This window comes from Persicitalea jodogahamensis (assembly GCF_014651615.1).
GTDB lineage: Bacteria > Bacteroidota > Bacteroidia > Cytophagales > Spirosomataceae > Persicitalea > Persicitalea jodogahamensis.
In genome coordinates this window covers 1-26,359 of sequence record NZ_BMXF01000006.1, presented here as the reverse complement: position 1 = coordinate 26,359, position 26,359 = coordinate 1, and the positions used below count along the sequence as shown (strand labels likewise).

Sequence of the window (26,359 nt, the reverse complement as noted above, 5' to 3'; positions counted from 1 at the left end):
ATGACGTATTGGAGACCAGAAGCCGATTTCTGTTCAACTCCATTTGTATCCATCTGTGATTCAAGGCTGTCGCTTCTGTTTGAAACGGCAGCTTTTTTTGTTGCGCGGGAGAGCTGACTCTTCTCTGTAAACCAAAGCCAAGTATGATTACACTTCCTGGCTGGGCTGTTTTTGATATATAAAAAATTTCGAATAACTTCTATTTATGCCCCTGAGGGCTATAAATGAAGATAAAATATTCTTTTTTCATAAAAAAATTTTGTTATAAATAGTTATTGTTATACTTTTCGCAAAAAAAGGAATAAAAAAGAAACAATTAGAAATAAAGTCTACGGCTCTAAAATCAATCTCAAGCGAATGAAAAAAGTTTTAAGCAGTCTCTTCCTTGTCTTTCTCGTTGCGCAAGGAATACGAGCTCAGTCCGTTTCTGTAAGCGGAACCGTAACCAGCAGTGGTTCAGAAGGATCATTACCCGGTGTGAGTGTCATTATCAAAGGCACGCAACGGGGCACGACGACGAATGCCGACGGGGCATTTCAGATTGAAGTACCTGATCAGCAGGCAACGCTTGTTTTTAGTTTTGTGGGGTACAAAACAGTCGAGCGGGTAGTCGGGAGTCAGTCCCAATTATCCGTTCAGCTTTCACCCGATAACCAGGTTCTGGACGAAGTGGTGGTGGTGGGATATGGCACCCAGAGCAAGCGGGCGGTTACGGGCTCGGTAATATCGGTGAACTACGACAAATTCAAAGATCGCTCTTTCAGCAACGTGACCCAGTCACTGGCCGGAACAATGCCGGGGGTCAACATCAGTCAATCGCAGGGCGCTCCGGGCGCATCGCCGGTTATCAAAATCCGGGGTGTCAGCTCTATCACCGCCGGTACCAATCCGCTGATCGTAGTGGATGGAGTACCTCTGGAAAACTTCAACCTCAACCTGATCAACCCTCAGGACATCGAGTCTATTGAAGTACTGAAAGATGCTTCCTCGGCCGCTATTTACGGTTCCCGCGGCTCGAGCGGGGTTATACTGGTTACGACAAAAATGGGAAAACCCGGTAAGGCCAACGTAAGTGCTAACATAGAATACGGCACGCAGGAAGTAGTTCGCCGGGTAAAAATGATGGATGCCCAGCAGTTTATCGAAACCTATGTGGATGCCAAAAACAACGCATGGATGGCGCAGGGGGGCAAAGCCAGCGACCCTAACAACCTGCGGCCGGCAACCCTACGCATCCCGGAAGACTTTACTACCAATCCCGGACAGTTTGGCAAAGGCACCGACTGGCAGGAGGTCATGTTTCGCAAAGCACCTTCCTTCAATGCTCAGGTGAGTGTTTCGGGTGGTACCGAAAAAACACAATACATGTTTTCGGGTGCATACCTGGATCAGACCGCCGTGCTGGACAACAACTACTACAAGCGGCTCACGATGCGCTCCAATGTCCGGACAGAAGTCAACAAACACCTGACCGTGGGTTTGAATCTGGGAATAACTTCCATTTTTGACCGTACCGAAGGAACAAGCGGAAAAAGCGATGTAATCAGTCTGGGCTTGCAAAGCAGCCCGATTTTCCCGGTCTATAATGAAAACGGCAACCTGGGTTTCCGTGACCCGAATTCTACCTGGTTCAAGTACACGGCCTATCCCGACATGAATTTGTGGCATCCGTACTCGTTGACACGTGAGGCGGAAAAAAGCAGAAAGTCGTTCAATACCATCGCCACCGGATTTCTGGAATACAAGATCGTCGACGACCTGCGGTTCAGAACCAGCCTGAGCGGGAACCTGTACAATGCCCGGGCGGATTTTTACTGGAAGGATAAACAGAAATACGGGTACTCTGCCGTACTTCCTGCCCAGGGCAATGCCGGGAACAATTACATGCTGAACTGGCTGAGCGAAAACACCCTGACCTACGACAAGCATTTGGGCGATCATTCCGTAACCGGGCTTTTGGGCTACACGGTCCAGAAGCAACGCGACGAAACCATGTACGTGGCGGCCAACAACTTCCCGAACGACCTGGTGCAGACGCTCAACGCGGGCACGGTTTCGGCCGGCAACACCACAGCAAGCGAATGGGCGCTTATTTCATATCTGGCTCGGGTACAGTACAATTACAACAACAGGTATTTCCTCTCAGGGGCCATTCGCCGGGACGGTATGTCGCGTTTTGGCGCCGATAACAAATGGGGATACTTCCCATCAGTTTCGGCGGGCTGGTTGATTTCGGAAGAAGCCTTCATGGGAAATATCAAAGCGGTCAATAATTTGAAGCTGCGGGTGAGCTACGGAGTAACGGGAAACAACCAGATTCCTAACTACGGGGCAGTCAGCCTTCTGGGATCAGCGCCTTATGTGAATGGAGGTACTTTGGCCAATGGACTGGTCGTGAGCGGGCTGGCCAACTCGGGGCTGAAATGGGAAAAAACCGATCAGTCCAATATCGGGGTAGATATAGGTTTGTTCAAAAACAGGATCACTGCGTCAGTTGAACTTTATAACTCACTGACCCGCGATATGCTATTGTTTGTACCCATCCCCGATATCACCGGATTTTCGACCCAGCTTTCTAACATTGGAAAAATGCGAAACCGGGGAGTTGAGTTTGCCATCTCTACCAAAAATATCAATCGCGCCCTCACCTGGACTACCGATTTCAATATCGCGCACAATAAAAACAAGGTACTTCAGCTTGGACCGAACAATGCGCCCATCCAATACGTCGATAACGTGACAACTGTCAGAACCGAGGTAGGTCAGCCAGTATCGAACTTCTTCGGTTATATTTTTGACGGGGTGTTCAAGAATCAGGCTGAAATTGATGCCTACCCGCACCACGCAAGCACCACACCGGGCGACCCCAAGGTGCGGGACGTAAACGGCGATGGTAAAATCTCGGATGCCGATCGGACCATTCTGGGCAATTACCAGCCTGATTTCATTGGCGGCATTACCAATACGTTCGGCTATAAGGGGTTTGAACTCTCATTTTTGTTTCAGGGATCTTTTGGGGGCGAAATTGTGAACAACAACATCCGGTTTCTGGGTACCTGGGACAATGGCCGGAATTTCTTTGAAGACATGTACGGTTACTGGCGGTCGGAAAGCGAGCCGGGTGATGGCAGGCATTTCAAGCCCTCGGTCAACTACTTAGGCCTGCAAAAACAATTCTCCTCGTATTGGGTAGAAGATGCTTCTTTCGTCCGGCTGAAAAACATCCGGGTATCCTATAGCCTGCCCAATCAGTTGATCAGCAGGTTGAATATCAAGGATGTGCGGGTGTATATGAACGCCGAAAACGTCTACCTTTTCAGTAAGTACATTGGGTACGATCCTGAAAATACGACCTATGGAACTACCTCATATAGCTCGAGCATGGAAACGGCAAGCAACTATACCAGCGGCAATGCTCCGGTACCGGGCGCTTTTCAGGGAGTCGATTATGGTTCCTACCCACTTCCCCGTGTGATCACGTTTGGCATCAAGGCCAGTTTCTAACTTATGAATCAAACCCTTGACATTCATCCCGTACACTTTTTATAAGTACCGGGGATAAATCGTCTCTGGCAAAACATACCTGATAAAAACAATGAAAAAGATCATTCAATACCTCGTAGTAGTAAGCTCCCTGTTTCTGACGTGGGGCTGCAAGGAGTCGTTCCTGGATCTGGCGCCAATTTCAAATCCGAACGCCGGAAATTTTTACAAAACCAAGGCTGATTTCGATTTAGCCGCGACCGCTGCCTATACTACCTTGTATACGGTATACGATGCGCAGGGGCCTATTTCGTACGTTGGTGAACTCATGGGCGATAACGTCACGATCAACGCCATTCCTGGCAATCAGGCCGACAAATGGCAGTTTCGTGATTACACCATCACGCCAGCCAATACCATGGTGTACCAGTTTTGGCAAAACTTCTACAAGTCGTTGTACAATGTCAACCTCGTGCTCGACAAACTCGAAGGAGCCGACTTGGATGCTGCCTACAAAACCAAACTGAGAGGAGAAATGCTCTTTTTGCGGTCTTTGTACTACTACAACATGGTGCAGATTTGGGGCGAAGTACCCCTGGTGACCCGTACCCTGACCGCCGCCGAAGCACAGGCGCTACCCCGCACGCCGGTAGCCGAAATAAATGCGCAAATCATGAAGGATCTGACAGAAGCAAAAAGTGCGCTTCCCGTCACGGCCACCGTGGTCGGCAGAGCCACAAAGGGAGCCGTCCAGACCTTACTGGGAAAGCAGTACCTCGTGATGGGCGACAAAACCAACGCGGGTAAAGAATTCCTTGAAGTGTACAATAGTAAGCAGTACAGCTTGCTACCCAGTTTTGCATCGCTCTGGGACCCAAAAACCAAAAACACAAAGGAGTCCATTTTTGAAATTCAGTACCTGGGAGGTTCTCCTACCTCTCCTTTCAGCACCTATTACCGTGAATTTTTCCCAAGTACCAATGTCCTGGGCTTTTACGGTTCAGGCATGAATCAGGTCGTCGATAATGTATGGAACGAGTTCGAAGCAAAGGATAGCCGTAAACAGGCTTCTATCGACACGGGTTTCGTCGATGCGAAAGGTACTTTCAACGCCGCCCGATTTCCTAAAAAATGGGCGGACAAAACAGCCCCCGTGGTGGGTCAGAACATTGCCGCCAACAACAATTTTATTGTTTTCCGCTATGCTGACCTGTTGTTGTTGCTCACCGAAGCTACGGGCGATGCAAAATATATGAATGAGGTGCGGGCCAGGGTCGGCTTGCCCGCTTACGGAGAGAGCGGCTATCCGCAAAAGTACAACACGGTAGCTCTGGCGCTGGAACACGAGCGACGCATGGAGTTGGCTTTCGAGTTTCACCGCTGGTTTGACCTGAAACGCACCAATCGCGCCATACCCGTTTTGAAGGAAAAAGGTAAAAGTGTGACGGAGGAGAAACTGTTGTTGCCTATCCCCACTTTTGTCCGGGATCAAAATGCCATAATTACCCAGAATAAGGGGTATTGATTAAAAGCTAACAACCCAATACCTCGCTACCGGCTGTCGGTTTATTGTTGTCATTTCAATAGCTTGACCTGATAACCAGATATTGACAGCCGGTAGCCTGTTTTAAGTCGGTTCGGGTACTTTATTCCCTTCGAATCTCTTTGTTTATTAGTACATTACTCAGCTTCAAGTGTTGACTTCTATGAGAATCATTTGTTCTGGTTTCTTACTTCTTGCCCTGGCATTTTCGTTTGTCTCAGCTCAGGACACGAAGCAGGAAAAATCCGCTGACTACCTGAGCAAGAGCTGGAATCAGGTAGCCACCGGTATGCCTGCCGCCTGGTATGGCTCCGATGAAGCGAAACGGGTGGCAGAAAATGTGCTAGTAAGCCAAAAGAGTATCGGGGGTTGGGAAAAGAACAAGCCGTACCATCATCCGATGTCGGAGACAGAGAAGGCGGGGTACATGAAGGGAAAGTCCGAAATCGGGGCGACTTTCGACAATGGAGCTACCATCACGGAATTGAAGTTCCTGGCCAATATGTATTCCCGGACCAAGGACACCAGGTACAGGGAAGCTTTTGAAAAAGGGCTGAATTACATCTTCCTGTCGCAGTATGAAAACGGAGGGTGGCCACAGTTCTATCCGGTTCGCAGTGGAAGCGTAGCGTATTCGGGCCACATCACCTACAACGACAACGCGATGGTTAATACCATGGAATTCCTGCGTGACGTGTTTCCTGATCGTAAAGAATTCTCTTCCCTGCAACTACCTGATGATGTGAAATCAAAGGCCCAACAGGCTTTTGACAAGGGGATTGCCTGCATCCTGAATACCCAAATTATGGTCGATGGGCAACCGACGGTATGGTGCGCCCAGCACGATGAACAAACGCTGGCTCCGGCCAAAGCCCGGGCATACGAACTCGAATCGTTCAGCGGTGCCGAATCGGTGGGCATCACCAGGCTGTTGATGAGCCTAGAGAATCCTTCAAAAGAAATCATAGCCTCAATAAATGGGGCTGTAAAATGGTTTGAAGCGAATAAGGTGGAGGGAATCAAGTTAGAAAGAGAACTCGATCAGGATGGAAAAAATAATGTCGTAGTCGTGGCTGACAAAAATGCACCACCGCTTTGGGGGCGCTTCTACGATCTGGAAACCAGCAAGCCCTACTTCTGCGACCGCGACGGGATCAAGCGGAACGCCCTGGCCGACATCGGCTCCGAACGCCGCAACGGATACAGCTGGTACACCAACGCCCCGGCTGCCCTGTTGAAAAACTACCCGGAGTGGAAGAACCGGGTGAACGTGAAATAAATTCAAATACCACAAAAATATGAACCGCAATACAAGCCGAACGATAGTACTTGTCTTAATGCTGTCTTCAGCATTTTTGGGAACGAAAGCGCAGGACCGAGCCCTCGTGAACACCTCCCAAAGCGGCTACGCCAAACTGCACGGCACCGACATGGATGCGGTCAAATGGACGCAGGGCTTTTGGGCGGACCGTTTTCAGGTATGCCGCGACAATATGGTACCTACGCTCTGGAAAGTATACACCGACCCGGAAATCAGCCATTCGTTCCGGAATTTTGAGATTGCCGCCGGGGTCGAAACCGGAAAATTCAAGGGACCATCCTTCCATGATGGCGATTTCTACAAAACCTTTGAAGCTGTGGCCAGCATGTACGCCGCTACCAAGGATCCTCATCTTGATGAACTGATGGACCACGCTATCGGCGTGATTGCCAAAGCGCAGCGCGCCGATGGGTATATTTATACCAAAGAGATTATCCTCCAGAAACAGAACGGCGAAGCCCGGCTGTTTGACAATCGGCTGAGTTTTGAAGCGTATAATTTTGGGCACCTCATGACCGCGGCCTGCGTGCATTACCGGGCTACCGGAAAAACGTCGCTGCTTAACGTGGCGAAAAAAGCCGCCGATTTCCTGATCGGATTCTACGCCTCCGCTACGCCTGAGCAATCCAGAAATGCCATTTGTCCCTCGCACTACATGGGGTTGTCGGAGTTGTACCGCTCTACAAATGATGCCAGGTACCTCAATTTGGTCAAGCACCTGGTAGCTATCAAAGGGGCCACCGAAGGTACCGACGACAATCAGGACCGCATTCCGTTTCTGGACCAAACCAAGGTAATGGGCCATGCCGTACGGGCCAACTACCTGTACGCCGGCGTAGCTGACGTCTACGCCGAAACGGGCGACGCAGCTTTACTGGCTAAGCTTAATACCATGTGGGACGACCTCACCCAGCACAAAATGTACGTGACGGGCGGCTGCGGCTCGCTGTACGACGGGGTATCGCCGGATGGTACTTCGTACAAGACCGACGAGGTACAGAAAACACATCAGGCCTACGGCCGTGATTACCAACTACCCAACTTCACGGCCCACAATGAAACATGCGCGAATATCGGCAATGTGCTGTGGAACTGGCGGATGCTTCAGATCACGGGCGATGCCAAATTCGCCGATGTGGTGGAGCTGGCTCTTTACAACAGCGTGTTGTCCGGGATCAATTTGCAGGGGAATAAATTTTTGTATACCAACCCATTAGCTTACTCCGACGCGCTACCGTTTCAGCAGCGCTGGTCAAAGGATCGCCAGAGCTACATTTCAAAATCCAACTGCTGCCCGCCCAATGCCGTGCGTACCATTGCCGAGGTAAGCCAGTATGCGTATAGCTTGTCTGATGAAGGGGTGTATGTCAATTTGTACGGAGGCAATGCGCTGGACACAAAATTCAAAAAAGACAATCTTAAAATACTCCAGACCACCGACTACCCCTGGGATGGAAAAATAAGAATCCAGCTAACCGAAGTCCCGGCCGATCCCTTTGGGCTTTTCCTGAGGATTCCTTCCTGGTGTACGGGTGCCCGGCTTTCTCTCAATGGAAAAGTACAGTCTATGGAATTAGCGCCAGGTACTTACGCTCAGCTGATGAGGACCTTCAAGGCGGGTGATGTGGTTGAGTTGGATCTTCCTATGCCTGTGCAGCTTATTGAGTCAAATCCCCTGGTGGAAGAAACCCGTAACCAGATAGCCGTAAAACGCGGCCCGGTCGTCTATTGCCTGGAATCCATCGATTTACCCAAGGACAGAACCATTTTCGACGTAGCCATCGCTATTGAGAATAATTTAAAACCCTCCCGGTTCAGCATTGAAAATAGTCCCATAACAGTACTGCGGGGCGATGGGGTTTTGGTTAATAATGGCAACTGGACCAGCAAACTGTATCGCCCTATTACGGGAAAATCGGATAAAAGGGTACCTATTCAGTTGGTACCTTACTATGCCTGGGGAAACCGTGGACATACCGATATGTCGGTTTGGCTTGCCTTAGTTCGATAATTAGCAGCATTATTTTGAAGTAGGGCAGTTTAAAGTTCTCTTATCCAAATGTTTCGGAAACTTACCCGGCTGCTATGTTCCTGTAAGCGAAGTGGTAGTTTGGTGGCGTGAAATTCGTACCGGGGGTACCCTTGGTACACCATCGGGCCTTTCAGTTCTACATGGTTCAAAATCAGGACGTTGTTCTGGAAGACTGTCATGTAAGCCGGCGTTTTCAATGTTTTATCAGGATTAAAAACCGGAGCTTCAAACACGATATCAAAGGTTTGCCAGGTCTGGGGTTTTCGGGCGGCATTGACCAGGGGCGCATGTTGTTTGTAGATACTGCCCGCCATCCCGTTGTAATAAAGCCTGGTTTGGTATTGATACGATTCATAAATCTGCAATTCATAAAGCGCCATCAGAAATACACCGCTATTGCCCCGGTTAGTACCTGTATCCTCGGCTGGATCGGGGGTCTTCCATTCAAGATGAAGCTGGACATTCCCGAACCTGAGTTTGGTTTGGATGTCTCCGGTTTTTGGGACAATCGTCATGACATTATCCTTAATTGACCAGCTGATGGGGGTACCATCGAGCTTTTCCCAGTTTTCGAAACCAGTCTCGCTGCCTAGCAGTATGATGGCATCAGACGGTGCTCCTGTACCGTTTTCGGCTGGAATCACTACCGGAGGCTGATTTGACCAGTCTTCAGTAGCTGAGGCCGGGGGCAAATTTCCCGGTTTTAGGTTTTGCGCGATAGAATTTGAACTGAAACTGAGTAAGAGTACTGTCAGGAAAATTAATGATAGCAGAATACTAGCTGGTTTCGAGCGCATGTGTGCCTGGATTGAAGATGAGAGTGAATTGATAGAGGAGGTTGTGCTCTTAAGAAATAGTAAATTATTTTATGATTTCTTTGTTTTATTTTCTTTTATCTTCGTATATTTGTCATTGTGGAGGCGAGAGTATTACGTAACTACTGATTTTTGGTTTATTCATGCAAATGGATATGGTTAATTCTTTTAATCTTTTACTTTTAAAGATTATTCCAGGGAAGAATTAACCATATAATCAAATGCTGGCCAATCAACGAAGAGAAAAGATTTTAGAATTATTAAAGGAAGACGGTTCTGCCAAGGTAGTCGATCTGGCCCGTTTGTTCAAAGTAACCGAAGTAACCATTCGGCAGGACCTGGATAAACTGGATAAGGAAGGTTTGGTAGTAAAAGAACACGGCGGGGCGTTTCTGAAAAATGTCGAGGATCAGGTTCGCAATTTTGCCCTGGCCAACCAAGAGAACCTCGACAAAAAGGAACTGATCGCCGCCAAATGCCTGGAATTTATCGATGATGGCGATACCATTATTCTGGATTCCGGCTCTACCACCACTGAAATCGCCAAGCAACTCGCCGGGAACAACCGGGTCTTGACTGTCATCACCAACGCGCTGAATATCGCGCTCATGTTAGGCGTAGAAACGGGAATCGAGGTGATCATGACCGGGGGAGAATTCAAGCCCCCGACCCTGTCGCTGACCGGACAAAAGGCGGCGGATTTTTTCAAGGGACTCAATGCCCAAAAACTGTTTCTGGCCACGGCCGGGCTCTCGCTGAAGGCCGGGCTGACGTACCCAAGCATCAGCGATCTGGTCGTGAAGAAAGCAATGATCGAATCAGCGGAAACTACCTACCTGGTAGCCGACTCGACCAAAATTGGCAAGAGCGCATTTGCCAGCCTGGGCGCCCTGTCGCTGATTGATTACATCATCACCGATGGCGGGATTCAGGAAAAGCACAAGCAGCTTTTCCACGATAACGAAATAGAGGTAATCATAGCAGATTAAATAAAAAGATAGACTACACGATTTAATGGTTCAGAATAAAGGTATGGCACAGGCTGGGAGTATAGGGGTGATCATTGGGAATCGGGATTTCTTCCCCGATCGGTTGGTTTCAGAAGCACGGGTCGAAATCATCGAGCTATTCAAGGAAATGGGTATTAATCCGGTGATGCTCGACACCGAAGCTACCAAACTGGGCGGCGTGGAGACCTTTCAGGACGCCCAAAAATGCGCCCGGCTTTTTGCGGACCACCGTGACGAAATCATCGGGGTACTGGTGGTGTTGCCCAACTTCGGCGATGAGCGCGGCGTAGCCGAAACGCTCAAATTGGCCGACCTGAACGTGCCCGTTCTGGTTCAGGGCTATCCTGACGATCTGGACAAGCTGGACGTAGCCCGTCGGCGCGACTCCTGGTGCGGCAAAATTTCGGCCTGCAATAACCTGTACCAATTCGGCATTAAATATACCCTTACGACCAAGCACGTCGTACGGCCGCAGGACCCTTCATTTAAGGCTGATCTGCTTGACTTCATGGGCGTTTGCCGGATCACGAAAGGATTGCGGAAAGTACGGATCGGCGCCATCGGCGCCCGGCCCGGAGGCTTCAACACGGTACGGTACAGCGAGAAAATCCTGCAGCGCAACGGTATTTCGGTCGTTACGGTCGATCTGTCCGAAATTTTGGGTCATGCCAATAAGCTCACCCAGCACGATAGTTCCGTAGCGGAGCGCCTGCAACGGATCAAGGATTATGCTCCTACGGGCCGTACGCCCGACGAAGCCCTGATTCAGATGGCCAAACTGGATGTAGCCCTGTCTGATTTTGTCAATGCCAACGCCCTCGATGCCACGGCCATCCAGTGCTGGACTTCCGTGCAGACCAACTACGGCTGCAACGTGTGTACCAGCATGAGCATTATGAGCGAAAACATGATGCCCAGTGGTTGTGAAGTGGACGTGACGGGTACTTTGAGCATGTATGCCCTGCAATTGGCCTCCGGTTCTCCCAGCGCCCTCGTCGACTGGAACAACAACTACGCCGAGGATGACAATAAGTGTGTGCTGTTCCACTGCGGCAACTGGGCAAAATCATTTTTACCCGATATAGAAATAAGTACCGCCCCCATCCTGGGTACCACGGTAGGGGAAGAAAATACCTACGGAGCGCTGTCGGGTCGTACGCCGGCCATGCCGCTCACCTACGGTCGCATCAGTACCGACGACCCCAAGGGAATCATCAAAGCCTACGTAGGGGAAGGCGAACTTACCAACGATACCCTGAAAACATTCGGCAACCGAGCCGTGGCCCAAATCCCGAACCTGCAGGACCTCATGCAATATATTTGCCGAAACGGCTTTGAGCATCACGTGGTGATGAATGCCTCAAAAACGGCCGGAAGACTGAAAGAAGCACTGGGTAACTACATGTGCTGGGAAGTAGCATCCTTTCATTGATTGCAGGCTTAAAACACGTCAACCTTAGGCTATTATTTTGAAATCATGTCTGAACAAGAACTTGCCCGATTGTCGGTAGAATACCGAAAAAAAATCCTGAAATACATTTATAAGGCTAAGGCCGGGCATACCGGAGGTAGTTTGTCCTGTGTCGATATTCTGAATGTATTGTACAACGACACGATGAACGTAGGTCCGGAAAATTTCAGTTCGGACGACCGGGATCGCTACATCCAAAGCAAAGGACATACCGTGGAAGCACTTTTTGTGGTGCTGGCCGACAAAGGCTTTTTCCCGGAGTCGGATCTGGAAACGCTGTGCCAGTACAAGTCCCACTACATTGGGCACCCTACCCGTAAAGTACACGGCGTAGAGCAAAACACGGGCGCATTGGGGCACGGCCTGTCACTCTCGGTAGGTACCGCCATTTCCGCCAAACTCGACGATAAGGATTTCCGGGTATTTACGCTGCTGGGCGACGGTGAACTACCCGAGGGCTCCAACTGGGAAGCGGCCCTAACTGCCTCGCACTACAAGCTGGACAACCTGTGCGCTGTCATCGATTGCAATGGGCTGCAAATCTCCGGCCCTACCGCCGAGGTGTGCAACACCGAGCCGCTGGATGCCAAATTTGAAGCCTTCGGCTGGTCGGTGCGGCACGTGGACGGTCATAATCTGAAAGAATTGCAGGATACGTTTGCAGCTCTTCCGTTTGAGCCGGGAAAACCAAGTATGGTCATTGCCCATACCGTCAAGGGGAAAGGTGTCAGCTATATGGAAAATGAGTTGAAATGGCACCACGGGGTACCTTCTGCCGAACAGTATGAACTGGCCATGGAAGAGCTGGGCGGTGTGCTATAAAGCGTACAGCAATAAATAAAAACTAATAAAATCCTTAAAATGAGAAAGCTAACCCTGACAGTACTCATTTCGGTATTGACCCTCTTGAATTCCTGGTCCCAGCAACTGGCCTTCCCTACGGCCGAAGGATACGGAAAATATTCAAAAGGGGGTCGTGGAGGGGTTGTATACGAGGTAACGAACCTGAATGATAGCGGCGAAGGTAGCCTGAGAGCGGGTGTCGAAGCTTCTGGACCGAGGACTGTTGTTTTCAGGGTGTCAGGGACAATCACGCTTGAAAGTCCACTGAGCATAAAGCATCCATACATTACCATCGCAGGACAAACAGCTCCCGGTGATGGGATTTGCATCAGAAAACATCCTCTTACCATCGGAGCAGATCATGTAATAATACGATACTTACGGGTAAGGTTAGGGGATGAATCAGGTGAAGATTATGATGCTGTGTCAAGTAGATATACGAAGCATATCATTCTTGACCACATATCGGCAAGCTGGAGCGTTGACGAATGCGTCTCAGTATACCATTGTGACAGCATAACGGTACAGTGGTGTATTATTTCCGAAAGTATGAGCAAATCCAATCACGTAAAAGGTACCCATGGGTTTGGTGGGATTTGGGGCAGTAATTACGGAACGTATCATCATAACCTGCTGGCTCACCATTCAAGCCGCAATCCCAGAATGGCTTCGGGCGCAGGCAATACCGATTACCGGAATAATGTGCTCTACAACTGGGGTTATCAAAGTCTCTACGGCGGAGAAAAGGCCCAACAGGGAAATGACAAATTCAATTTCTCCAACTTCAATATTGTAGCCAATTATTACAAACCCGGTCCGGCCACGCAACAAGGCGAAGTATCATACAGAATAGCCAATCCCTCTTTCAGAGATAAGGCGAACGATCTGGGAAAATGGTTTGTGGCCGATAATGTCATAGAAGGTAACACAAGTGTTTCCGCCAACAATTGGAATGGGGGTGTACAAACCGAAATTGCCGCTGAAAAAATTAAGCTTGACAAAGCCTGGCCGTCCATGCCGATTAATCAGCAAACGGCAGAAGGAGCCTACACCTCTGTGCTTGACAATGCAGGGGCCACGCTACCCAAAAGAGACGCAGTCGACCAACGAATCATCAATGAAGCCCGTGGCGGTTTCGCTACTTATGAGGGGGAAAGTTATAAAGTGGAGAATAAGGTCGCTGACTCCTCCAAGAAAAGTGGAATAATCGATACGCAAAATGATGTGGGAGGCTGGCCGGTACTTAATAGTTTACCCGCTCCACTTGATACAGACCACGACGGAATGCCTGATTCCTGGGAGCAAAAAAATAAATTAGACAAAGTCAATCCTGACGACAGAAATACCGTGGCCCCGGATGGCTATACGATGCTGGAGAAATATCTAAACAGTATCAAATAAAGGTACGTCGGCACAAAACATGGAACAAAGCATTCGATTGTGCCTGTGCAAAATCCTGATCATGACAAACGAGTTGACCCAACCAGAACATTATAAATAGTAACAGCGTGGAAATGCTAGTAGAAAAATCCGTAGCCGCAGGGCAAGCCAATCTGGAAGTATTCTCGGAAACGCTTCAGTCATTGGCCCTATATGACCGGGACATATTGGTCGTAACCAGTGATTCGCGTGGATCGGGAAAACTAGGTCCTTTTGGCACCAAATTTCCCAAACAGATCGTGGAAATAGGCATCGCTGAACAAAATCTGGTCGGTGTGGCGGCCGGGCTTGCCTCCACCGGCAAAAAGGTCTTCGCTGTCTCCCCAGCCTGTTTTCTCACGGCACGGGCGCTGGAACAAATTAAAAACGACGTGGCCTACTCCGACAATCCCGTGAAACTGGTCGGTATCAGTGCGGGGGTGAGCTACGGTGCACTGGGTACCACGCACCATAGTTTGCATGACTTCGCCGTGTTGAGAACCATCAACAACATCACCATTGTGGCCCCGGCCGATAATTTCGAAACGGAACAGGCCATTCGGCTGGCCACCGAAGCCGATTATCCGGTGTATTTGCGTTTTGGAAAAAAGGCAATGCCGCTTCTCAATGCCGAAGAAACAACCTTTGAATTTGGCAAAGGCCGGGTGATCAAAAATGGCGGCGATTTAACGCTCATCGCTACGGGAGAAACCGTACTGCCAGCCCTGAAAGCCGCGCAGAAGCTGGAAATGGAATCGGGTATTCAGGCGGCGGTTATCAGCATGCACACCATCAAACCCCTGGACTACAAATTACTGCATGAATTTGCGGCCAACGGCAAACCCATCATCACCGTGGAGGAACATAGCGTGTATGGCGGTCTGGGTGAAGCGTGCGCATCCTATTTAATGCAAAGCGGCCTTCACAATCGGTTCCGGATTGTGGCTATTCCCGATGAATACACAGTGACCGGTTCGCAATCGGAAATATTCAACCACTACGGCATATCCGAAACCGGAATCGCGGAAGTAGCAAAAGAAATTTTATAAACCAACAGCATTCTTACAGCCCGGATCTGATAGGGCATTAGCTAAACAATCGACATCAATGAAGCACGTTATAATCCTTATCTTCTCATTGATTTTTTGCACAACGGGTGGAAAGAGTCTCTGTTACGGACAGGCTGCAAACGAGCGAAAACGAGTACTTATCCTGACCGATATCGAGAACGAACCCGATGACACGCAGTCGATGGTTCGTTTCCTGACCTACTCAAACCAGTGGGATATCGAAGGATTGATTGCAACTACCTCTGTGCACCAGAAAAACCGGGTAGCTCCCGAAAAAATCCGGCATCTGATTGAAGCCTACGGAAAGGTAAGGAATAACTTGCTGCTGCACGAAAAGGGGTACCCTGAGGTGAGCCACCTATTGAGCGTCACCAAACAGAGCATACCCGAATTTGGCATGGGCGCCATTGGTCCGGGGAAGGATTCGGAAGGCTCGGAATGGATTATTAAGGTCCTTGACAAGGATGACAGCCGCCCGGTCTGGATTCCGGTGTGGGGTGGAGCCAACTGCCTGGCGCAGGCCCTGTGGAAAGTACAGATGACCCGCTCGCCGGAAGATGTCAAAAAGTTTGTGTCAAAAATCAGAATGTACACCATTTCGGATCAGGACGATACCGGTCCCTGGATTCGCAAGACGTTCCCTAACCTATTTTATGTAGGCAGCCCCGGCTACCACGCGGCGGGGGCCTACCACTATGCTACGTGGTCGGGCATCAGCGGCGATAAATTTCACGGACGCTTTGTGGGTGCCAATTTTGAAATAGTCGACAATCCTTGGCTGGATGAACACGTACGTAGCCACGGCCCGTTGGGCGCAGAGTACCCTTTCACCAAATTTCTGATGGAAGGCGATACCCCTTCGTTTCTGGGATTGATTGACAACGGGTTGAACGATGCCGAACATCCCGAATACGGCGGCTGGGGTGGAAGGTACGAGTTGTATACGCCCCACACGCTCAGGTACTTTTATGAACCCGAAACGCGTCCGATCTATACCGACGCCATGGACGAAGTGAAGGGTGCGGATGGCAATTTTCACACGAGCAACAAAGCCACTTTGTGGCGGTGGCGCGAAGCTTTCCAGCACGATTTTGCCGCCCGCATGGATTGGACCGTCAAACCCTACAAGGAAGCCAATCATCCTCCGCTGGCCAAATTGACCCACAGTAACCGGCTTTCTGCCAAGAGCGGCGAGACTGTGACCCTCGATGGCAAAAACTCCACGGACCCGGACAAAAATGCGCTTTCATACCAGTGGATCTACTATCCCGAAGCGGGTACCAACCCGAGTAAAGAACCGCTGGTATTCAAAAATCCCGAGAGCAGTACCACCACGTTGGTGGCTCCGAAGGTAGCCAAGCCCGAAACGATGCATATCATTCTGGCCGTAACGGACAATGGTTCACCCAGCCTGACTCGCTATCAGCGCGTAATCCTGACGGTTTATCCCAAAGACGCCTAATCATTTGTACGCTGTGGTACTTCAATGACTGAACTGCCTGGCTTAATTCCTTCCTGACTATGTTCAAACAAAACACTATTTCATCCCTCTTGCTTTGCGCCATTTTTGCACTTGCATTATTTGGTTGTAAAACAAAAGAAAAGAAGGATGAGGCGAATAAGGTGGCCATCATCGTCTCGACTTTGAACAATCCATGGTTTGTCTTTCTGGCTGAACAGGCCAAAGAAAAAGCCAACGAACTGGGGTACGAAGCCAAGATATTCGATTCCCAAAACAATACCGCCCAGGAAACCGACCATTTTGAAAATGCCCTGGCCTCCGGTTATGACGCGATCCTGTTCAACCCGACCGATGCCGATGGCTCCATTGTGAACGTCAAGAATGCTAAAATCGCAGGGGTACCCGTTTTTTGCATGGACCGGGAGGTCAATGACCCCGACGCCGCTACTTCCCAGATATTGTCCGACAGCTATTCCGGCAGTGTATCCATCGCCAAGAAATTTGTGGAATCCCTCAACAAAAAAGGGAACTACGTGGAAATTCTGGGCATGGTGGGCGATAACAATACCTGGAACCGCTCCCGAGGCTTCCATAGCGTGGTCGATCACTATCCTGACCTGAAAATGGTAGCGCAGCAAAGCGCGGATTTCGATCGCAATAAGGCTATGGAGGTATTGGAGTCCGTCCTGCAAGCCAACCCGGACATCGACGCCGTGTTCTGTGGCAACGACGCCATGGCTATGGGTGCGTATCAGGCGCTGGTCGCAGCCGGAAAGGCTGATAAGGTAAAAGTGTTTGGCTTCGACGGAGCGGAGGATGTGGTCAATTCCATTCAGGACGAAAAAATCGTCGCCACGGGCATGCAGTTCCCGGCCGTAATGGCCCAAACCGCCGCCACGTTCGCCGACGAATATTTCAAAGGCAAGCGGGATTTTCCCAAAAAAATGCCGGTAGCTGTGGAATTGGTGACCTCGAAAAACGTCGGCAATTATGTGGCTTACGGGGCAAAAAAGTAGCGACGGCAGCGCTACAATCACGGTAAATTTGAAATAGTAAGCCCTGAACAAAACGAATACAGATCATGAATAAACTTTGGCAGAAAGGGGTACTGGGCGTGTTGATCCTGCTGGTAGCCTATAATTCGGTGTACTTTAAAAAACTGGATGAGGTGAAGGCGACAACCGCTGGCTTTGATGGCGCGGCCTATGCCACTACGTTTTGGTCCGAAAAGCTGACGCCTGCCATGGAGAAAGGAGTGGACTTATCCGCGTTGTTGCAGCAATTGCAAACGAACCCGGACCAGGCATTTGCCACCCATTCCCACGCGCTGGGTATTGGCAATATCAAGTACTTCCCGGTGAAGGGAGTGGCTACCGTAAAAAACGTCAGGGAAAACGAAGTGCAGGTGGCCCTCGACGCCCAACCCGCCGGCACGGAGCTAACCATAGCCACTGAATATATTTTCGGCAATGCGGTGCGCGATGCCTCCGGGCAAATCGATATCAACGCCTTTACCAACACCATGGACTTCAATACCGTATCGGCGGAATTGAATAACATCATCCGGACCCAGGTCATCCCGCCTTTTAAAGGCCAGGTAAAAACCGGAGATCGCGTCGAGTTTACGGGTGCTATCGAGCTAAATCAGAAATACCTGAATTTCAGCTCAATCGAAATTATTCCGGTCAGCCTGTCCGTGGAAAAGCAGTAATGGATTTTATAAAATGCTGACAGTAAACAATATCACCAAGCGATTTCCTGGGGTACTTGCCTTAGACGATGTCTCGCTATGCATCGAGGCCGGGAAAGTCACGGCGCTGATCGGCGAGAACGGCGCCGGAAAATCGACGCTGATGAAAATCCTGTCGGGCGTGTATCCCGAGTACGAAGGTACTTTGGTCTGGAAAGGGCAGCCCGTTCGTTTTACCAATACCAAAGACGCGCAGCAGCACGGCATCGCCATTATCCATCAGGAACTCAACCTGATTCCTCACCTTTCCGTTGCCGAAAACATATTCCTGGGTCGGGAGCCTTTGACCCGTTTGGGTACCGTGGACAAAAAAGCCATGTTCCGCGAAACCACCGCTCTCCTGCAAAAATTAAAGCTGAACGTGTCCGCCAACGCCCGGATCGCCGACCTGAAAGTAGGACAGCAGCAGGTCGTCGAGATTGCCAAGGCTTTACTAACCAACGCCGAACTGATTATCATGGACGAACCGACTTCGGCCATTACGGGTAGCGAGGTGGATGTGCTGTTCGGCATTATTGAAGAGTTGATTCGGGAAAATAAGGCCATCGTGTACGTTTCGCACAAACTCGACGAGCTGTTTCGTATCGCGGACCATTACGTGGTACTTCGCGACGGCAAGTCCATCGAATCGGGTAGCATGCAGGGCGTTACGCAGGATGTACTAATCCAGAAAATGGTAGGGCGGAAGATTGAACTCCTGCGCAAACAAACCGAGGATACCCCTGACGAAGTACCTACGCTGCGAGTCGAAAACCTGACCCTCCGGAACCCTCGCAAACCAGCCGATTCTTTGTTGAAAAGCATTTCTTTTCAGGTAGGCAAAGGCGAAATCGTCGGCATTTTCGGATTAATGGGCGCGGGAAGGACCGAGTTGCTGGAATGCCTGTTTGGGCTGCATCACAAAAATCTGACCGGGACAATCCATATAAATAGTCAGGAAATCACTGTCAAATGCCCGGCGGATGCGATCCGGGCGGGGATGGCGCTGGTACCTGAGGATCGAAAAAAAGACGGCCTGGTACTTGGGATGGATGTCAGAACCAATATCAGCCTCACGCTGCTCAAAGAACTGGAAAACTGGGGGACTATCCCCATTGGACGAGTTACCAAACTGGCTAAAAAATACATTCAGGAGCTTAGCATAAAAACCCCCGGTGACGGACAGAAAGCCAAAAACCTAAGCGGAGGAAATCAGCAAAAGATCGTACTGGCCAAATGGCTGGCGACCAACCCGCTCCTGCTGCTGCTGGACGAGCCCACCCGGGGCATCGACATCCACGCCAAAAGTGAAATCTACAAACTCATTATAGAACTGGCCGCGCAAGGGCTGGGTATTGTGGTGGTGTCCTCCGAACTGCCCGAAATTCTCGCCGTTTCCGACCGGGTACTGGTCATGTCGGAAGGCAAAATGACGGCTAACATCAAGGGATGTGATGCCACGGAAGACGCTATTCTGAAAGCTGCTATTCCAAAATCCATTTATGAAAACTGAAACGCAAAAACTCGCGACTCCTGCTCGCCCTCTGGAAATGAATGTACGGTTCGATAAAGCCCAACTCCTCCGGTTTCAATCGCTCATCGCGTTATTTCTGCTTTGTCTGGCGCTTACGATGCTGTCTGACAAATTCCTGACGGTATCCAACCTGTGGAATGTACTGAGGCAGATTTCGGTGAATATCTGCATCTCCATCGGGATGACGCTCGTGGTACTTACAGCCGGAATCGACCTTTCCGTAGGGTCAATTCTGGCACTGAGCGGAGCCATCACAGCCGGATTGTTGAAAAACGGCATCGAACTCCCTACCCAAAACCTCTTCATCGGGTTTACCATCCTGGGAGCCATCCTGGTGGGAATACTGTGTGGTACTTTTCTGGGTGCGCTGAATGGCATTTCCATCACGCGGTTCAAAGTACCTCCCTTTGTGGCCACGCTGGCTATGCTGACCGTAGCCCGGGGCCTTACCATGCTCTGGACGGGCGGCTTTCCCATCAGCAGCCTGGGCGACACCTTTCTGTATCTGGGCGCGGGCTGGTTTCTGGGAATACCCGTGCCGGTCTGGATTACGACGGTACTCGTCCTGATCGCGATTTTCATTACCAAAAAGACCCGGTTGGGTACCTACATTTATGCGATCGGTGGTAATGAAAGCGCCTCCCGGCTGTCAGGAATCAACGTAAAACGGGTGAAAATTATCGTGTATTCCATCGCCGGTGCGCTGGCGGCCATTGGCGGCTTACTCGTGACTGCACGTCTCGACTCGGCCCAACCCAATGCCGGCATCAGCTACGAACTCGATTCCATTGCGGCCGTGGTGATTGGGGGTACCTCTCTTTCCGGCGGTCGGGGTAGCATCATCGGCACGGTGCAGGGGGCCATTATTATTGGTGTCCTGAACAACGGACTGGTGTTGCTCGATGTATCGCCTTTCTGGCAGCAGGTAGTGAAGGGGCTGGTGATTTTGCTGGCCGTTATTATCGACAAAGCCAATTCGAGCGATGAGTAAGTCACATCAAGTACTTTTAGTGATTTTACTAAGTCTGTACTTCTGTATTGATCAGGCGTTTGCCCAAAAACAGGGTACCCCGGAGAAAACCCGGGTGATCGTGACCAGCGACGGGGAGATCGATGACGAGTGTTCTCTGGTTCGGTTCCTGCTTTATGCCAATGAATGGGACATTGAAGGGATCATCACATCCAGCTCGCAGTACCACTGGCACGGGCACAAATGGGCCGGGGACGACTGGATTGACCCCAGCCTGGATGCCTACGCCAAGGTGTACCCCAATCTGGTAAAGCACGACAAAGGGTACCCTACCCCGGAGTACCTGCGGGCGCACACCTTCCTGGGCAATGTGGAAACCGAGGGCGAAATGGACTCGATTACGGCCGGTTCGCAGCATATGGTGAAGGTACTTCTGGACGAGTCGGACCACCGGCCCATCTGGATTCAGGCCTGGGGCGGAACCAACACCATCGCCCGCGCCCTGAAAACCATCGAAGAAAAGCATCCCGACAAAATGGCCAACGTGGCCAGTAAGATACGCCTGTACCTGATCTGGGAGCAGGACGCTACCTACCAGACCTACATCCGGCCGCATTGGGGCAAGTACAACATCCCGACCATCATCTCCGATCAGTTTATTGCTCTGTTTTATCACTGGAAAAAGTACCTGCCTCAGGAGCAACAGAAGTTTCTGGCGGCACCGTGGATGAAGGAAAATATTTTGGAAAATCACGGGCCCTTGTGTGCATCCTACAAGGCTCATCAGCAGGGGGACAAGGGGTTTGAGGAAGGTGACTTCCGTTCCGAAGGCGACTCTCCGGCTTTCCTGCATACCATCCCCACGGGATTGCGCAGCATGGAATCCCCCGATTGGGGCGGTTGGGGCGGTCGTTTCGTGAAAGTCCGCGACAACACCTGGCTGGACCCCGTTGCCGAGCCGGGCTACCAGTATCCCGAAGGCAGGTGGTGGGGCAATTCGGCCTGGGGACGGGAGCGCCTCAAAAAAGAAATTCCGAACGATCAGGAGCTGACCGCTTATCTGAAACCGCAATGGCGATGGACGGAAGCCTTGCAAAATGATTTTGCCTCAAGAGCCGATTGGTGCGTGAAGCCTTATGCCGAAGCCAATCATCCACCCGTAGTAGTTCTGACAAATCCCCTGGACCTGAAAGCCCGGCCCGGAGCAAAGGTTAACCTGAGCGCCAAAGGTACCACCGATCCGGACGGGGATCAGCTCAACTACCGTTGGTGGCAGTATCAGGAAGCGGATTCGTACGAAGGTGCCGTTAAAATTGCGAACTCTGAGAAACAGGCGGCTTCGTTCAAGGTACCCGGTGATGCGACAAAAGGAAAAACGATCCATATCATCTGCGAGGTGACCGATCAGGGTACCCCCCAGCTTACCCGGTACCAGCGGGTGGTAGTTGAGATTCAATAAAAATCAAACCCATAGATTAGATATTACAATGAATCACTATTTGAAATTACTATGGCTGTGTAGTCTGATTGGACTTAACAGCCAGGCGTTTGCCCAAAAACCAGGTACATCGGAGAAAACCCGGGTGATCGTGACCAGCGACGGGGAGATCGATGACGAGTGTTCCCTGGTCAGGTTCCTGCTTTACGCCAACGAATGGGACATCGAAGGGATCATCACATCCAGCTCGCAGTACCACTGGCACGGACATCACTGGGCCGGGGACGACTGGATCGACCCGAGCCTGGATGCGTACGCCAAAGTGTATCCCAATTTGATAAAACACGACAAAGGATACCCTACCCCGGAGTACCTGCGGGCGCACACCTTCCTGGGCAACGTAGAAACCGAAGGAGAAATGGACTCCATCACAGCCGGTTCGCAGCACATCGTGAAGGTACTTTTGGACGAGTCGGACAACCGGCCCGTCTGGCTTCAGGCCTGGGGCGGTACCAACACCATCGCCCGCGCTTTGAAAACGATAGAAGAGCAACACCCCGACAAAATGGCGTACGTGGCCAATAAAATGCGTTTCTTCTTTATTTGGGAGCAGGACACTACCTACCAGGCCTACATCCGGCCGCACTGGGGTAAGTACAATATTCTGACTATTATTTCCGACCAGTTTGAGGCGATTGCCTACCGCTGGAAACAAGCGCAACCTACGGAAATGCACAAGTACTTCGCCGGGCCGTGGATGAAGGAAAATATTCTGGAAAATCACGGGCCTCTCTGTGCTTCCTACAAGGCGCACGAAAAAGGCGAGAAAGGATTTGAGGAAGGTGATTTTCGCTCCGAAGGAGATTCTCCTGCCTACATGCATACCATCGTGACGGGCCTGCGCAATCTGGATTCACCGGATTGGGGCGGTTGGGGCGGTCGCTACGTGAAAGTCCGCGAAAACACCTGGCTGGACCCCGTGCCGGAGGCAGGCTATGAGTACCCAAAAGGACGCTGGTACGGCAGCAACGGCTGGGGCCGCAGCAGCCTGCGGGAGGGTTCGAAAGTCACGGAAGCCCAGCGCCGGGAGTACTTCAAACCCATGTGGCAGTGGACTCCAGCGCTGCAGAACGATTTCGCCGCCCGGGCCGACTGGTGCGTGAAGCCTTATGCCGAAGCCAACCACCCACCCGTGGTGGTGGTAGCGAATCCGCTGGATAACAAAGTCCGGCCCGGTGCGAAAATCAAGCTGAGTGCCAAAGGAACGACCGATCCGGACGGAGACTCGCTGAACTACCGCTGGTGGCAATACGAAGAGGCTGATTCGTACGACGGAACAGTCAAAATTGGGGATTCTGAAAAACAGAACGCCTCGTTTACGGTGCCTGGTAACGCAGAAAAAGGAAAAACCATCCACGTCATCTGCGAAGTGACGGATAACGGCACACCGGCACTGACCAGGTATCAACGCATTGTTTTTGAGATACAATAATTCCTGCCGGATTATTCAGGGCTCTGAGTAGTCCGGCGGCTTATAAAACCAGTCGATTCCATGTGGTGTGCCCCGCCGCCCCGGGATTTATCCGTCGGTAGACGGAATAGCCTTCAACGCCTCGCGATCGGTTGCCTGTCCCGGTCAGAATTTCGGCTGCCAGGCCGGAATGCCGAGTTTCGCGGCTTCAACGCCAAACTCGGCCAGATTATTGACCAGAATAAAATCGACACCTTCGGCGAATAGCCCCGCTAATTCATCGGCCGACTTTGCGTAATAGTAGTTTATGGTTACGTTGTTTTGCCTCAACTTCTCCATGACTTCTTTTCGATCCTCACCCGGCGTAGCGCGCAAAAGCTGAATGAACCGGGCGTTCATCCTGATTGTCTCATCGGCATATAGGGGAGTGTTCGTCCGGTAGCGGTTTTCGCCATTGCAAATCAAAATATTCGGCACCTCGGCCCGGGCTCCTCTGGCCGCTTTTTCTCCGCAGGTCAGAAAGGCCTGGTGCATTCGCCCCGACCTGGCTACCATCGCCGCCGCCGCCCGACCCACGGCCTCGTCGCCTTTAAGGTGGCAGTTGAGCCACACATTGCGGGGCATCATGGCCAATGTCTCCTCAAAGGTTGGAATTGCCGTCCCGACGAAGTCGCGGGCTTTCTTTCCACCCGCGTCCAGCTTTCTGATTTCGGCAAAAGTAAGATCGCCGACCCGCCCGTGGCCGTTGGTGGTACGATCGACGGTTTCATCGTGCATGAGTACCAGTATGCTGTCGCGGGTCAGCTGGATATCGAACTCGATCATCTGCGCTCCCAGCCGGATCGCCTCCCGAAAGGCCGGCAGGGTATTCTCGGGGTGCGTGTCCATGCAGCCCCGGTGAGCGCATAGCCCACGCTGTGGCATCACCACACCGGCTTCCTGGGCTACAGTCATTCCCGGATTCAGGCCAATCCAACAGAGTAAGAGGGTGACTCTGACTGCGGTTTTTAGTTTTCTACTGATCATAGTAGCCATGCATGACTCCTTTCTTTGTCGCAAGTTTAGAAAATTTGGCGTGATGGGTAGTATTCTGCCCATCACGCTCACTCAGTCTTTGTCGATAGTAAGGGACAACGTGGCTTCCTCCTGTACAACGGGCAAAGCAGGCCGCTCCCTCATATTGTCGGTTTTTCTACCTCCCATGATATCGAGATCTTTATATCCTAAAAGGGGAAGAGCGGTCAAACCTAATAACTCAACCCTGGTAATATTCCTTACGACCCGGTTTTGAAATTTTCTGTTTCACTCCATCGCTGTATATCCATCAAGATTCTTCCACCCTGGAATGGCGCCTACACGATTAACATCAATACCGAGATGAACTGCTGGCCGGCCAAACTACCCAATCTCTCTGAATGCCAGGAATTGTTCCTGAAAATAACCAAAGAACTTACCGTCAATGGGACCGAAACCGCCCGCTCGATGCATGACAACGAAGGGTGAATCCGACGAAAGCAATTCAAAAGTATTCCTCTAATGAGCCAACCCAGGTACTTCTGAACATTCGGTGGCGGAATTAGGCTATTGACAAAATAACCGCCATTGCCAGAATACAGGCTGACGCAAACGTAAGGCAACAGAAACCATTATGACTGATGGATAAAAGAGTAGAGAATCCTTTTTCTTGTCTCCTCAATAGGTGAAAGTACGGCAGCCGGTTTCGCCCGAATATTACTGTATGGATAACCCGCGCAGGCATTGCAATCGAATTGACTTTAAAGTCGGAGGGTACATCGCGAGCCTATAAACATAGATGAATTGACAAACACGAATGCGATTGTAAGGTGGCTGCAGACGCTGGGGCCGGGCCTGATCACGGCCGCTCTGGTGTTTGGCCCCAGCAAACTCACCATTACCTCCAAACTCGGGGCCGAATACGGTTTCGGACTGTTGTGGATTGTTCCCATCGCCGTGCTGTTCATGATCGTGTTCACCACCATGGCAGCCCGAATCGGACTGGCCACCGAGCAATCGCTGTTGAGCTCCGTCAGAGACCGGTTTGGCCGGGCGGCGGCCATGGCGGTGGGAATCGGCGTTTTTCTGGTGTGCATTTCCTTCCAGGCGGGCAACGCCGTCGGTGTGGGGATCGCCATTGGCGAAATGACGCACAGCCCGGCCAATCCCTGGATTGTTCTCTTCACGCTGGCCGGCATCGGCCTGCTGTTTTTCAGGAGCTTTTACAAAGTACTGGAAAAGGCGATGATTGCGCTGATCGTCATCATGCTGCTTTCTTTCGTCACGACCCTCCTTTTGGTAAAGCCCGGGCTCGGCGGCATCGCGGCCGGGCTGAAACCATCGCTCCCACCGGGCTCCACGGGGCTCGTCATTGCTTTTATGGCTTCCAGCGTGTCCATCGTCGGCGCCTTCTACCAGTCGTACCTGGTGCAGGAACGCCGGAAAATCACAAACCTGTCCGTCCAGCGAGGCAACGACAGCATCACCGGCACCGTGATTTTGGGCACCATGAGCGCCATTCTGCTGATTTGCGCCGCCACGGTGCTGCATCCGCAGGGTATCAAGCTTACCAGCGCTACGGATATGTCCCGGGTTCTGGAGCCGCTTTTCGGGCCCTATGCATCTTTTCTATTTCTGACTGGATTATTCGGAGCCGGTTTTTCTTCCCTCATCGGCAACGCCACCGTGGGCGGTACCCTGCTGGGCGATGCCTTGGGATTCGGCAGTCAGCTC

Annotated in this window: 20 protein-coding genes; 18 read left to right on the top strand and 2 right to left on the bottom strand. The window is 51.1% G+C overall.

Annotated elements, in window-relative coordinates; genetic code table 11:
* Nucleotides 1-357 precede the first annotated feature (357 nt).
* From IE117_RS22695 to IE117_RS22680, 4 genes are all read left to right on the top strand, one after another.
* On the top strand, nt 358-3,504 hold the full coding sequence (locus tag IE117_RS22695) for a SusC/RagA family TonB-linked outer membrane protein (protein ID WP_189567678.1): 3,147 nt from the start codon (nt 358-360) through the stop codon (nt 3,502-3,504).
* Between the two features lie 91 nt (nt 3,505-3,595).
* A complete protein-coding gene (locus tag IE117_RS22690; protein WP_189567676.1) occupies nt 3,596-5,008 on the top strand; it encodes a RagB/SusD family nutrient uptake outer membrane protein in 1,413 nt (470 codons plus the stop codon).
* A 181-nt stretch (nt 5,009-5,189) separates the two neighbouring features.
* Nucleotides 5,190-6,305, top strand: coding sequence for a pectate lyase (gene pelA, locus IE117_RS22685; RefSeq protein WP_189567668.1), 1,116 nt, complete (start codon nt 5,190-5,192; stop codon nt 6,303-6,305).
* Between the two features lie 19 nt (nt 6,306-6,324).
* Nucleotides 6,325-8,358, top strand: coding sequence for an aceric acid hydrolase (locus IE117_RS22680; RefSeq protein WP_189567658.1), 2,034 nt, complete (start codon nt 6,325-6,327; stop codon nt 8,356-8,358).
* Between the two features lie 29 nt (nt 8,359-8,387).
* On the opposite strand, the gene IE117_RS22675 is transcribed toward IE117_RS22680, so the two are convergent.
* Nucleotides 8,388-9,071, bottom strand: a complete 684-nt coding sequence (locus tag IE117_RS22675; protein ID WP_229581343.1) for a 3-keto-disaccharide hydrolase — start codon at nt 9,069-9,071, stop codon at nt 8,388-8,390.
* 344 nt (nt 9,072-9,415) lie between these two features.
* Between IE117_RS22675 and IE117_RS22670 the strand changes: the two genes are divergently transcribed.
* The 12 genes from IE117_RS22670 to IE117_RS22615 all read left to right on the top strand — a co-directional run bounded on the left by IE117_RS22670 (nt 9,416) and on the right by IE117_RS22615 (nt 23,632).
* On the top strand, nt 9,416-10,183 hold the full coding sequence (locus tag IE117_RS22670) for a DeoR/GlpR family DNA-binding transcription regulator (protein WP_189567653.1): 768 nt from the start codon (nt 9,416-9,418) through the stop codon (nt 10,181-10,183).
* Nucleotides 10,184-10,208: 25 nt separating this feature from the next.
* Entirely contained in the window at nt 10,209-11,636 is a 1,428-nt protein-coding gene (locus IE117_RS22665) for an L-fucose/L-arabinose isomerase family protein (RefSeq protein WP_229581341.1), read from the top strand.
* A gap of 45 nt (nt 11,637-11,681) precedes the next feature.
* Entirely contained in the window at nt 11,682-12,497 is an 816-nt protein-coding gene (locus IE117_RS22660; RefSeq protein WP_189567651.1) for a transketolase, read from the top strand.
* Between the two features lie 570 nt (nt 12,498-13,067).
* Nucleotides 13,068-13,919: a hypothetical protein gene (locus IE117_RS26300; RefSeq protein ID WP_229581338.1), complete on the top strand. Its 852-nt coding sequence runs from the start codon at nt 13,068-13,070 to the stop codon at nt 13,917-13,919.
* 113 nt (nt 13,920-14,032) lie between these two features.
* The gene (locus IE117_RS22650; protein WP_189567647.1) at nt 14,033-14,986 is read left to right on the top strand and encodes a transketolase family protein; all 954 of its coding nucleotides are present in this window, start codon (nt 14,033-14,035) and stop codon (nt 14,984-14,986) included.
* A 58-nt stretch (nt 14,987-15,044) separates the two neighbouring features.
* Nucleotides 15,045-16,469, top strand: coding sequence for a DUF1593 domain-containing protein (locus tag IE117_RS22645; protein ID WP_189567646.1), 1,425 nt, complete (start codon nt 15,045-15,047; stop codon nt 16,467-16,469).
* A gap of 59 nt (nt 16,470-16,528) precedes the next feature.
* Nucleotides 16,529-17,485, top strand: coding sequence for a D-ribose ABC transporter substrate-binding protein (locus IE117_RS22640; protein ID WP_189567644.1), 957 nt, complete (start codon nt 16,529-16,531; stop codon nt 17,483-17,485).
* Between the two features lie 65 nt (nt 17,486-17,550).
* Entirely contained in the window at nt 17,551-18,180 is a 630-nt protein-coding gene (locus tag IE117_RS22635) for a DUF2291 domain-containing protein (protein WP_189567642.1), read from the top strand.
* Nucleotides 18,181-18,193: 13 nt separating this feature from the next.
* Nucleotides 18,194-19,711 (top strand): sugar ABC transporter ATP-binding protein, encoded by a 1,518-nt coding sequence (locus tag IE117_RS22630; RefSeq protein ID WP_189567640.1) that lies wholly within the window; start codon nt 18,194-18,196, stop codon nt 19,709-19,711.
* A complete protein-coding gene (locus tag IE117_RS22625) occupies nt 19,701-20,723 on the top strand; it encodes an ABC transporter permease (protein ID WP_229581335.1) in 1,023 nt (340 codons plus the stop codon). The genes IE117_RS22630 and IE117_RS22625 overlap by 11 nt, the downstream gene beginning before the upstream one ends.
* A complete protein-coding gene (locus IE117_RS22620; RefSeq protein ID WP_189567638.1) occupies nt 20,716-22,161 on the top strand; it encodes a DUF1593 domain-containing protein in 1,446 nt (481 codons plus the stop codon). The genes IE117_RS22625 and IE117_RS22620 overlap by 8 nt, the downstream gene beginning before the upstream one ends.
* Before the next feature lie 28 nt (nt 22,162-22,189).
* Complete coding sequence (locus IE117_RS22615; protein ID WP_189567636.1) at nt 22,190-23,632, top strand: DUF1593 domain-containing protein; 1,443 nt, start codon at nt 22,190-22,192, stop codon at nt 23,630-23,632.
* Nucleotides 23,633-23,776: 144 nt separating this feature from the next.
* On the opposite strand, the gene IE117_RS22610 is transcribed toward IE117_RS22615, so the two are convergent.
* On the bottom strand, nt 23,777-24,565 hold the full coding sequence (locus IE117_RS22610) for a glycerophosphodiester phosphodiesterase (RefSeq protein ID WP_189567634.1): 789 nt from the start codon (nt 24,563-24,565) through the stop codon (nt 23,777-23,779).
* Between the two features lie 333 nt (nt 24,566-24,898).
* On the opposite strand from IE117_RS22610, the gene IE117_RS22605 reads away from it, so the two are divergent.
* Nucleotides 24,899-25,114 carry a glycosyl hydrolase family 95 catalytic domain-containing protein gene (locus IE117_RS22605; RefSeq protein ID WP_189567632.1) on the top strand — a complete coding sequence of 72 codons (216 nt, stop codon included), beginning with the start codon at nt 24,899-24,901 and terminating at the stop codon, nt 25,112-25,114.
* Between the two features lie 315 nt (nt 25,115-25,429).
* A partial coding sequence (locus IE117_RS22600; protein ID WP_229581332.1) for an Nramp family divalent metal transporter occupies nt 25,430-26,359 on the top strand: 930 nt, incomplete at its 3' end.